At 29.6% G+C, this 11,752-nt stretch carries 13 protein-coding genes; 3 read left to right on the forward strand and 10 right to left on the reverse strand.

Annotated features, from left to right (window positions below; all coding sequences use genetic code 11):
- Positions 1-150: 150 nt before the first annotated feature.
- From IGL15_RS14100 to IGL15_RS14110, 3 genes are all read left to right on the forward strand, one after another.
- Positions 151-384, forward strand: coding sequence for an addiction module antitoxin (locus IGL15_RS14100; protein WP_002297441.1), 234 nt, complete (start codon positions 151-153; stop codon positions 382-384).
- Positions 381-788, forward strand: a complete 408-nt coding sequence (locus IGL15_RS14105) for a type II toxin-antitoxin system death-on-curing family toxin (protein ID WP_002297442.1) — start codon at positions 381-383, stop codon at positions 786-788. Before IGL15_RS14100 ends, IGL15_RS14105 begins: the two co-directional genes overlap by 4 nt.
- 241 nt (positions 789-1,029) lie before the next feature.
- The gene (locus tag IGL15_RS14110; protein WP_002317769.1) at positions 1,030-2,202 is read left to right on the forward strand and encodes an IS256-like element IS256 family transposase; all 1,173 of its coding nucleotides are present in this window, start codon (positions 1,030-1,032) and stop codon (positions 2,200-2,202) included.
- A 53-nt stretch (positions 2,203-2,255) separates the two neighbouring features.
- Here IGL15_RS14110 and IGL15_RS14115 read toward each other — a convergent pair whose 3' ends face one another.
- From IGL15_RS14115 to IGL15_RS14160, 10 genes are all read right to left on the reverse strand, one after another.
- Positions 2,256-3,689, reverse strand: coding sequence for a helix-turn-helix domain-containing protein (locus IGL15_RS14115; protein ID WP_010722001.1), 1,434 nt, complete (start codon positions 3,687-3,689; stop codon positions 2,256-2,258).
- A 96-nt stretch (positions 3,690-3,785) separates the two neighbouring features.
- A complete protein-coding gene (locus tag IGL15_RS14120; protein WP_010722000.1) occupies positions 3,786-4,163 on the reverse strand; it encodes a DUF7006 family protein in 378 nt (125 codons plus the stop codon).
- 56 nt (positions 4,164-4,219) lie between these two features.
- Positions 4,220-4,381, reverse strand: a complete 162-nt coding sequence (locus tag IGL15_RS14125) for a hypothetical protein (protein ID WP_010721999.1) — start codon at positions 4,379-4,381, stop codon at positions 4,220-4,222.
- Positions 4,371-5,759 (reverse strand): HTH domain-containing protein, encoded by a 1,389-nt coding sequence (locus IGL15_RS14130; RefSeq protein ID WP_096573168.1) that lies wholly within the window; start codon positions 5,757-5,759, stop codon positions 4,371-4,373. The genes IGL15_RS14125 and IGL15_RS14130 overlap by 11 nt, the downstream gene beginning before the upstream one ends.
- A gap of 244 nt (positions 5,760-6,003) precedes the next feature.
- Entirely contained in the window at positions 6,004-6,348 is a 345-nt protein-coding gene (locus tag IGL15_RS14135) for an LPXTG cell wall anchor domain-containing protein (RefSeq protein ID WP_010721996.1), read from the reverse strand.
- Entirely contained in the window at positions 6,345-7,370 is a 1,026-nt protein-coding gene (locus tag IGL15_RS14140) for a DUF916 and DUF3324 domain-containing protein (protein ID WP_010721995.1), read from the reverse strand. Before IGL15_RS14140 ends, IGL15_RS14135 begins: the two co-directional genes overlap by 4 nt.
- 78 nt (positions 7,371-7,448) lie before the next feature.
- Positions 7,449-8,120, reverse strand: a complete 672-nt coding sequence (locus IGL15_RS14145) for a WxL domain-containing protein (RefSeq protein WP_096573167.1) — start codon at positions 8,118-8,120, stop codon at positions 7,449-7,451.
- A gap of 126 nt (positions 8,121-8,246) precedes the next feature.
- The gene (locus tag IGL15_RS14150) at positions 8,247-9,251 is read right to left on the reverse strand and encodes a DUF916 domain-containing protein (RefSeq protein ID WP_010721993.1); all 1,005 of its coding nucleotides are present in this window, start codon (positions 9,249-9,251) and stop codon (positions 8,247-8,249) included.
- Between the two features lie 59 nt (positions 9,252-9,310).
- Positions 9,311-9,880 (reverse strand): hypothetical protein, encoded by a 570-nt coding sequence (locus tag IGL15_RS14155; protein WP_010721992.1) that lies wholly within the window; start codon positions 9,878-9,880, stop codon positions 9,311-9,313.
- A gap of 34 nt (positions 9,881-9,914) precedes the next feature.
- Positions 9,915-11,752 (reverse strand): hypothetical protein (locus tag IGL15_RS14160; protein ID WP_438768085.1); only part of this gene is annotated, 1,838 nt, incomplete at its 5' end.

An 11,752-nucleotide genomic window follows, 5' to 3' on the forward strand; every position in this document is an offset into this window, starting at 1 on the left:
GAAGGGAGCAATCTAAATTTTTTGAATTTTCTTAATTAATTATATAGAAAGAACAATCTTTCTATAGAGTTAGACATGAGAGGGACTATGCTTGATTTAAAATCAACAAGCGTATATACTGTATATACAAAGAAAAAGGGGGAGAAGACTATGGCAATTAAAGAAAGAAAATTTAGGGAAGTGGGGAACTCAGTAGTATTAACTATTTCAAAGGAATTTCTTAAAGAAAATGGGTTAAATCCCGGAGATACGGTTTTTTTAGATGAAGAAAAACTTCGAGCCGCAATTACAAAAAAACAAGCCTTATCTGATGAAATTGATGTAGCAATATCTCAAGCATTAACTGAATATGATACTACTTTTAGAGAGCTTGTCGATAAATGAGTATTCATTACCTAGAAGCCAAAGATATTATAAAAATGAATGTAATCCAAATAAAAAAATACTCTCCTAATGAACCCCTTGGTGTAAAGGATGCGAATGCTTTAGAAATGTGTGTAGGGCAACTTCGAGCCTCAGCTTTTGGAGAAGAGGTTTATCCTTCGATTTATGAAAAAGCAGCTATCTTACTTATACAATTGATAAAGAAACATCCTTTTCATAATGCAAATAAACGTACTGCTTTCTTAGCTACTTTTGTCTTTTTGAAAATCAATGGACAGCTTTTAGCTATTGATCAAAAAGATGCTGTAAATTTAGTGGTATATATTGCCACATATGATAAGGATTTTGATCAACTAAAATATGAAGTGATTAACACTATAAAGACACATACGAAACCCATTTAAGGAGTTGCTGTATGTGTCTTTATAGTGTTAATAGCTGCTATAGCGAAATAATTTAGGTAAATTACAAATAGCTATAATCCAAATCCAAGTATATAGAAAACTATAATTTTCTATATAGTTGAAGTATTATCAAAATCATTGATAAAGTCCGTATAATTGTGTAAAAGTAAAAAGGCCATATAACAGTCCTTTTACGGTACAATGTTTTTAACGACAAAAACATACCCAGGAGGACTTTTACATGACCCAAGTACATTTTACACTGAAAAGCGAAGAGATTCAAAGCATTATTGAATATTCTGTAAAGGATGACGTTTCTAAAAATATTTTAACAACGGTATTTAATCAACTAATGGAAAATCAACGAACAGAATATATTCAAGCAAAAGAATATGAACGAACAGAAAACCGACAAAGTCAACGAAATGGCTATTATGAGCGCAGCTTTACGACACGTGTAGGCACGCTAGAATTAAAAGTACCCAGAACACGTGATGGCCATTTTTCACCCACAGTGTTTGAACGTTATCAACGAAACGAAAAAGCCCTCATGGCTTCAATGTTGGAAATGTATGTATCAGGCGTTTCAACTCGTAAAGTATCAAAAATTGTGGAAGAACTTTGTGGTAAATCCGTCTCTAAGTCCTTCGTTTCTAGCTTAACAGAACAGCTAGAACCTATGGTTAACGAGTGGCAGAATCGTTTATTATCAGAAAAAAATTATCCTTACTTAATGACCGATGTACTCTATATAAAAGTACGAGAAGAAAATCGAGTACTCTCAAAAAGCTGTCATATAGCGATTGGAATAACCAAAGATGGCGACCGTGAAATTATCGGCTTCATGATTCAAAGTGGCGAAAGCGAAGAGACCTGGACAACATTTTTTGAATACCTAAAAGAACGCGGTTTACAAGGTACGGAACTCGTTATTTCTGATGCGCACAAAGGATTAGTCTCTGCCATTAGAAAATCCTTCACCAACGTAAGTTGGCAAAGATGCCAAGTTCACTTCCTAAGAAATATCTTTACCACCATTCCTAAAAAAAATTCAAGATCTTTCAGAGAAGCTGTTAAAGGAATTTTTAAGTTCACAGATATTAACTTAGCGCGTGAGGCTAAAAATCGATTGATTCATGATTATATCGATCAACCAAAATATTCAAAAGCTTGCGCATCATTGGATGATGGATTCGAAGACGCCTTTCAATATACCGTACAAGGAAATTCCCACAATCGACTAAAGAGTACCAATCTAATTGAACGACTGAATCAAGAAGTACGCAGAAGAGAAAAGATTATTCGCATCTTCCCCAATCAAACATCAGCCAATCGCTTAATTGGAGCCGTTCTTATGGACCTGCATGATGAATGGATTTATTCTTCAAGAAAATACATCAATTTTGATAAGTAGAAATTGTAAAAACATTGTATAGCATTTTACACAGGAGTCTGGACTTGACTAAATCATTCGTTTGTTAATTTATTAAAAAGTAAATTCCTCGCTTCTTCTAGATTATATCTTGAAACAGATATAATCTCCGCTGTAAAATTATCTAAAATAGATTTTATGATTAATGATTCTTCACATAAAATAATTTGCTTCCAATCTCTTTTATATATTTTCACGTCAGCTAAAGAGTAATAGAGGCATTCATCTATTTTAACTTTATCACTTGGCATATAATCTAATATGTACTTCTTGAAGATCATATGAGAAATAGCATTTCTACCAACCACTGTGATAAAAATAGGTTTTCTTGCTTCTTCTTGTAACACAAAATATAAATCAAAACTCATTCGTTTTAATAATTCATTTGTTACTCGGTATTTATTGGTTTCTAAAGGGAAATTTTTTTTCCATCCTAACGTAATCTGTTTTAAACTATTACACAAGACTTTTTGTTTGTTATTGAGAATAACATGCGGTTCAACTAAATAACTTTGCACATTGTAGTAAGAAAATAATATAAAGTATAAGATTGTTTGTAAAAAAACATTATTATCTGCTAATCTGATGCCAAAATAACTCTCACAAGAATAAATGTAATACTCAATTTCTGGAAATTGAAGAAAAATTCTTTTTTGTATTTCTAAATCCATGTTCATAACGGAATAGCTTGTATAGTTTGTTGGAATAAGATAAAACAGTACTGAAATATATCTAAATTCATCTTCATCTATCGCTATTTTATTAGAAATAAGATCAAACACTTCTTTTAACAGTGAACCAAAAGAAGTTTCTTTCAATTTCTTTTTGGACAATTCATCTAATTTAGAACCAAATAATATTAAAGCAATTCCTTTAGTTAACATATCTTTTTCTCTAGAATTAGCTTTTTTATCAGAGTAATCTAAAATATCTGTCGCTACACTTTCCGCTAAAATACAATATTCCTTATTTATATATTTTCCCATTAGCGAATTTCTCATCCATACAGACAACATAACCAATCTTTTTTTTAATTCATTTTCTACCTTATTTCCGTTAGAATCAATTAAATTCATATCTTTTAAAAATGACTCGACATCATTTCGAACGTTAAAAGCTTTACTAACTGAAATAAACTCCTCTTCAACATACACCGAATAATCTTTTTCACCCATCAAATATCGACAACAGATTTTAAGAAATAACGAACTATCATATATTTCTCTAGCGAGTTGAATACTATTTTTTTCTTCTAATAAATAGAAGTAGTATTTTCCTTTACTTCTATTTTCAAAAGAAATCGTATCACCAAGAACCTGCTCAATTTTAGAAAAATCTTTTAAAATAGTTTTTTCACTTACGTTTAAATCATGTGAGAGCTCACGTGTTGTTAATTCCCTGCTTTCATAGAAATACTCTAAAATTTTAACTTGCCTTAGAATATCCTTTTCTATATATTTTTCTATCATATACTCGTCCCCTAATACGTTTTTTTAGAATCAACAAAAATCGGTGACACTAGAACTAATCGATATGTAAATTCGGCTATGGAAGCCTATTAAAATTTATATAATTGAAAAATATAAAGAATGCGGAATTATATTATCCTCAACATCAAATGATTCTCTGAGGAATTTTCTATAATCTTTTCTTGAAAATTCTACTACCTCTTCTTCTGTAAGAGATGACAAAATATCATCATTGTCAGATGGTAATAATGCAATTATAATTTGTAATCGAGAATCTAGGCCCATCAATTCTGAATGAATGATAAAGAAATTTTGTGAATTTACTAGTTCAATTTTTTTCTTCATTTGATCACAAATTGATTTTATCTCTGCTACAATTAATGGATACTTGTTATAAAAAAGTTTATCATTACATTTTTGTTCAAAATATAAGAAATAATCTTCTTCGTTTAAAAAATAAGTTGTATATGCCATTATTATATCACCTCTCTAAATAATAATTCTACTATTTATATCTTCAGCCTAATCGATTAAAAAATAACCTTTTTTTTTAATTCTTCTTTTTTTACTACTTCTCTAGTATAAAAAGTTCTAATAATAACCACATTACACAAAATTTTCTCTATTTCTCCAGTTACTTCTTCTCCTAAAACATTATTTGCAGTTATTAAAGAATTAATATTAACATCCAACCTCTTGTACCTCACTAATACTATTTTTCCCACTACTCAAAACAGCTAAAAGATTACTTCTACTTTCTTTCATGTTATACCTTGAAATAGAAATGATCTCACTACCTATATTTTGGATACCTTTTTCCGATATTAACGATTCTTCACATACTATTACATGCCTCCACTTTCTTGGATAACACTTAACATCTGATAATGAATAATACAAAACATCATCAATAGTAATTTTTGTACAATTCATACATTCAATAATATATTCACGAAATAAAATATGTGAGATATCATTTTTTGCCACGATCGTGAGCAATATAGGTTTCTTTTGATGTTCTGTCAAAAAGAAATCCATATCTAAAGTCATTCTTTTTAATAAACTTTCTGTTATGTTGTATTTGCTTGTCTCAATAGGATAGATCTTTTTCCATTCTAATGTTAAATCTTTTATCTTATTAAATGTTTTTGTCTGTTCGTGAGTAATTATTATATGTGGTTCTAGTAAATAACTCTGCATATCATAATAAGAACATAATACAAAGTATAGCATAACCTTTATGAAAACACTTTTATCAGATAATCTGACTCTGAAATATTTCTCAAATAACTGAATATACTCAAATATTTCTTTGTGTTTTAATAGATAGTTTTCTTGCATTTTTAGATCCATTGTTATTACTGAGTAATTACTAAAATTACTAGGTAATAAATAGAATAAAATCATTAAATATTTTATTTCTACTTTTTCTATGAAAACGATATCTTCAAGTAACAAACTTAAATCTTCTAGTATAGGATCATCTTCATCAATCTCGAGTACTTGCCTCGAGATTGTATCTAGACCCGAACTATTAAGCATCAAATAAATACCTTTTATGAATAAATCTTTCTCTCTTAAATTAGTGATCTTATTAAAATATTTCAAAATTTTAGTGGCTATTTCTGTAGCTATTAAATATTTTTCATTTAAAATATATTTATCTAATAAATTAGAACGCATCCATATCGAAAGAAGAAAAAATCTTTTTTTTAATTCATTTTTCGTTTCTCTTTCTTCCTCATTTAAATAGCCACTCACCTTTAAAAATTTTTGTACTTCTTTTCGCAGTTTAAAAGCTTTACTAACCGAAATATACTCTTCTTCTACGTAAGTAATGTACTTTGTTTCTCCCATTAAGTAAAAATTTATTCTGCCTTTATCAGTTACTTTAAAACAAGCCACATTTTCAATACTTTGTTCAATTTTACTGAAATCTTTAATAATAGTTTTTTTATTTACATTAAGATCATCAATTAATTCCTGCATAGTTAATTGGCGTCTTTCATAAAAATACTCTAGTATCTTCACTTGCCTTAAAATATCTTTTTCAATATATTTTTCTAACACTTGTGAATTCGCTCCTAGTTACCAATAAGTATCTTTTTATAACTGATTTTGGATATTTACATACAGCATCGCAGCTAATATAAGAATTGCAAAAGAAAATAATATGGCCATTATTGAAATTAGAAGACTTTTCTTTGTAATTTTTTGTTGTACATAAAATTTTGTACGATTAAAAAATAAATAGCCATTGATTGTCAAAGCCAATATTCCCACTATAAGCGTACAAATTGGATAGATATACATATTAAATTTCCTTTCTTTTAATTAGCAAAACAGTCGAGTAAACCAATACTATTAAGGATAATCCAATCATAGCAATTGTTTGATTTAATATATCTCCAGTTTTAGGAAGAAACTTAAACTTATTACTACTGATATTTGCTTTACCTGCATTTAAGCTTACATTTGAATTTGGATTCAAAGAATTAATATTGCCTACATTTCCTGGTAATTCGTTAGGTTCTCTAGTTCTATACAAATCGATGCTAACAGTAGTTGTTTGTTCATTTGTATTGTCAGTTGCATAAGAATCTGTAGAAAATGATCCTACTCCGATTAAACAAACAACTAAAAACAATATTTTCTTCATAATTTTGATTCCTCTCTATATTTATAGATAATAAAGATTGTTAATATTAAAGTAACTGCTATTACACAAAAGCTTAATGTCGTTAAGTATGAAGGTATTTCTATTTTGAAAACTGATTTTTCATTAATACTTTTTGCTTCATCAGCTTTAATTACAAAATCTTTTTCAAATTTCCATTCTTTTCCATCTGTATCAATCAAAGTCCCTTGAAAAAGGTAATTTCCTGATTTCAGATCAACTTTCCCCCAATCAAATTGTAAAGGGAGTGAAGAATGGGGCGCTATACTGATATCTTTTAAAGAAATTTCATTTACCAAAGTTTTATTTTCTTGACTATAGATTTTTGCTTCTATACTCTTTCCGGTGAAAATATATGAATTATCATTTAAAATATCTGCTTCAACCGTCTTTTTACCATCAAATAACTTTGGGGAAACTTCTTCTAGCATTAACGATATATTTTTTTTAATTACATTATCATCCTGATTAGTTAACACTACACCCATAGTATATTTATATTCATTATTTAATGACAGGCTCTGCTTGTCTGTTTTTGATTCATTCTTTTCTGCTACAACAATACCTCCAATGATCACTCCATCAAATTTTTCAGAAGGCATGCTAATGTCGAATTGTTGATCAACAGAACTCTTAGCAGGTACTTTTACTATTTTTTCTTTACACGTAAGTATAGAAGTTAACGGCATTTTTAAAGAGTCGTGATCTGCTCTAGCACCTGTATAATCCGTAAGCCCATTTGAATTGGTATTTGCATTTGTTATAGAAGTTTCAAGTGAAATCTCTCTATCAGAATTATTTATCAACTTAATAGTTATCTGATCTTTCTCTCCTGGTTCCTCTTTTAAATGATAGTAAGGAACATTTTCATCTACTTGCTTATCATTAGGCAATCCTTCTATTGTAAAACTTATATCTGAATCATTTTCTTCTGCTCTAACATCTAGATTTATAAAACATAAATAGCTAATGATAATTGAAAAACACAAAATTATTTTTCTCATTGATATCATCGTCCTCCGCTAAAATGAAACTAAAAGGAGAGTGCTAAACGCATCCCTCCCATATATAAAACTAAACTTTTATGGAGTAGCTGTTAAATTCCAAACAACTTTTCCGCTATAAGATTTCCCTTCTACTTTACCTGCATCAGCAATGTGTAATGAAACATCACCTAAATCATAATCATATACACTATTGTGACGTACACCTTTTGATCCTGTCATAATAAGTGCTTCTGATCCAGAAGTAATTTCCACATTAGATTGTCCAGTAACTTCATCAGTAACTGGTTCTAACACATCACCACCCTTATTGATATTTACAGTACCATCACCAGTAGTAGTAATTTTTGCTCCTTCAATTGCATCACCTTGCCATTGTAAAGAAGCTTTCAAAGTCCAGCCTTTAGTGCCTCTTGTTTTATCTTTTACACCTACGTTAAAACTTGAATTTTTAGTAGCTGGGATAATTTGTTCTCCACTTTCTTTTAATTTAGTAGTTCCAAAATCAAAAGTTGTTGGTTGATAAGCAATTCCCCATTCAGTTGGAAGTTCATTATCGGTGTTATCTCCATCTCCACCTCCTGGAGGCGTAGGGTTAGTACCGCCACCATCAGGTAAGTTAAAAGTTGCTGTTACTGGTGTTTCTGATTGTGTTGCAGCATTTGAATCTGTTGCTGCAAATGCGCTAGCTCCTCCTAATAGTGCTGCAGAAGATACAGCAACCGCACTTAATAATGCTAGTTTTTTCATAATGTATTAGTCCTCTCTTTCAAAAAATAGTTATATTTCGAAATGTTAATTGGATTAACACTTCACGAATAAAAATTAACATATCTACTCCTTTTTATCTTCCACACTAATTACCAAAAATTTATTTCATCGAGATTTTTTTAATAATTTTAGGCATATAATAATCAACAAAATAATTAGTAAAATCGGGCCTAAAATGAAAAGTACAAAGAATTTATTATCTTTCTCTTCATTTTTAAGATTTACTTGCTTAGATTGATCATTTTTGTCTACGTCTACATTTTCTTCGAAATTCCATTTATTATTCTTTGCATCTGAAACTTCAATTTTAACTTGATAAATACCATTTGGAATTTCTACCTCTTCCAAATTAAGTTCCATTTCATACAATGATTCAGGTGAAATTTGTAAGTCCTTAAATTCTTTATTGTATACAGTTTTATTATCTTTTGTATTTATTAGAGTGATTTTATACTTTAAACTCCCGTAAGATTCCATTTCCGGATTATGAAATGTAATTAATAATTTATCTTGTTGGGAAATTTCTTTTGCTTCTATTTTTTCCAAAGTTAATTTTCGTTTCACTTGTTGATCATTTTGCGTTAACCTTAAGCCGATGATATATCCATAAGAATTATTAATACCGTTTTGATCGTTATCTTCTTTTTTTATTTGAAAAGCTGATAAAATTTCTCCTACAAATGGTTTGTCAGGAATTTTTAAACTAATAGAAACTTTTTTTGATTGATTTGCTAGGACAGTTACTTTATCTGGTACATCTACAATATCCTCTATAGGAAATTTATATTGATTTTTTTCTGATTCAGATTTTAATGCATAGTCAATAAAACCTTGTTTATTTGTATAAGCTTGATTAATAGCAATTTCATAAACTTCTTCTTTACTCGATGTATTTGTAATAAGAAGCTCTATTTCTTGCTTTTGATTAGGTGCTACTCTTAAATCAAAAAAACTATTTTCTTTATTCAACTGATTTTCAGGTAGAATTGCTTTTACGTTAAATCCAACAGAATCATTTGATTTCATTTCTTCTGAATACACAGAGTTACTATTTCCCATTAGCAATAAAAGAAATATTGAAATTAAATATAAAAATACATTTTTTTTCACTTTAATCCTCCTATACACAGTAAACTCGAAGTCATATTTTAAGACTTCGAGTTACATAATTATTTAACTAATAATGTATCATACAAGAAATATTGAATTGAACCTTTAACAGTATCATCATCATTTAGAATATTCTTCTCATCAACAAATCTCATCGAAACATTTTTGATTGGTTTACTTAACAATCCAGTGTTTTCTTTTCCATTCGAACTAGATTGAAATATGATTCCTGAATTTCCTATTTCTTTAAGATCAATCCCATCGATATTAAATGATGTTACAGGAAACTTTATTTCTTTATTCCTTTCTAGCACCAAAGAATCAGAAACGCTAGCTTTAACTACCCAATTTCTACTACCACGATCATTCACTACTTTAACAAATTGATTTGAAAGTTGGGCTTCTAGCTCATAATTTCTATTCTCAAGTAATGAACGAAACGCGTATTCCATTGGTACTTCCTCTAAAATTAAATTATCTTGAGAAGAATCTCCTACATCACTAGCATCCGATATAATAATATTAGAGTCTGTTTCTTTTCTTACATCAGCTGCAACAGATGTTTCAGTTACAGCTAATGCGAATAAACTAGCTAAACAAACAACTATACTATATGGTCTCCATGACATTTATTTACATTCCCTTCCTCCAGAATTTATCACTTTATTTTGGTATAGCTGTATCACACAAATTCCACACAAATTTTGTGTTATGACTATAATCCCCTATTGAAATATATTCTTTGCTTTTAAGAAGGATACCTTCTTGAGAATTCCATTCATTATAATAATTGTAATTATCTTTTAATGCAGAATTTGTATCCATAACTTTCAAACTAGTAGTTCCTAAATCAACAAGATCACTATTTGTCGAAGGTTTCCATACATATTCAAAAGAATCTTCTTTTTCTTTACATAAAGAAAGGATTAAAAACCAATTCTTATCTTGATCTGGAATATTTCTACTATCTCGTACTGACAATTGGATGCTATTGTCTTTATCCCTGGACAGAATTCCTTTTGTCTGACTAGGAACTCTGTTAGTCCAGCTAACATCTGCAGGTGCTGTTTCAAAGTATAAACTTCCTGCAACTTCTACATTTAGAATCAATTTATCTAAAATCTCATTACTTCCATTAGGATTAAGTTTTTTTACTTGTATTGTAAAATTATTTCCCCCATAGCTTAATTTGTTTTTTGGAATTATTAGTTTTTCTATATTGAATTTATTTTCTCCACTTGTTGTAACTTCTTTTCTGATTAATTGCTCATTATCTTTGAATAAAGTAAATTCTAAAAGGTCATTTGTATCAATATCTTTCCAAAAGAATTCTGTGTCCATTCCTTCATCTGAGATATCTGCTATGTCGACTTGTTGATTTTTTGTTTTTTCTATACTACTTTCATTCCACGATAACTCTGTCATAGAATCTTTTTTAGTAATCCAAAAATACACAGGATTACTTGAGAATGATTTTTCCTCTGCTGGAACAGAATTCTCTGTTCCATTTACAACACCGTAAAACTGTACATGTGTATCTTGTTGAATATCTTGTTTGGTTTGTATAGTAAGAGAAAAATCAAGAGTTTCTTCTGGATTAATAGTCACATCCTGATCAAACGTAATATTTAATTTACCATCTTCTACTTTTGGTGTTCCTTTAGCAAGGATATCACCTGAAGGAGCTTTAATAACTACATCTTTTACAGTTGATAAATCATATACTTCTACTTCCTCTTCTGAAAAGACGTTCCATGAGTCAACAGTAAAGCTATTTTCTCCCTTATCAATATATAGCTTACTCGTTAAAGTGACTTCACTTCCTGGAGAAACACTTTTTTCTTTTGTTGTATCTTCTTCAGACACTGTGATTGACTCATTTTTCTCATTAAGAACATCGTTTTTTAGAGTAGCGTCTAAGTTAACAGGAACTTCAGTAAATACAATCTTTGTTTGACCAGATTCCCCTCCATTAGCTGCGGTGAATCCCCAATAAGCTTTGTTATCATTGTTAGCTAAATCCAACTCTTCATTAAGATCTGACCATGGAATTGTAATTACTTCTGTTTGTTGATCAGTTACTGGATTTTTCAAATAGTAACTAAAAACTTTTGTATCTGCATTAAAGCCAAATCTGAATTCATACCATGTTCCATCTTGAACATTTTGAGAAACTGTCTCATTTAATTTCTGTTTTCCTCTATGAATAATTCTAGCTTCTCTTGCTTGCAAAGAACCCAAAGTTCCAAACCATTGATTTGCATCTGATTCATTTTCATGTAGTGGAACATAAGTCTTATTCAAATTTCCAGGGAAAGAATAAGCCATATGAGGAGCCTTAAATACCTTATCAGGTTCAGAAGGGTCTAAGTCATAAAGCGTTTCTCCTAAAGATCTTTTATTAGTGTATAAGTCAAACTCTATTGCTACTGATTTTTGAACAGCATCTTTTTCTGGAGTCACTTTAGTTGAAATTCCTTTTGTATAAGCTTCTTTTGCAC

Source organism: Enterococcus sp. DIV0436a, from assembly GCF_051711605.1.
Taxonomy (GTDB): domain Bacteria; phylum Bacillota; class Bacilli; order Lactobacillales; family Enterococcaceae; genus Enterococcus_B; species Enterococcus_B faecium.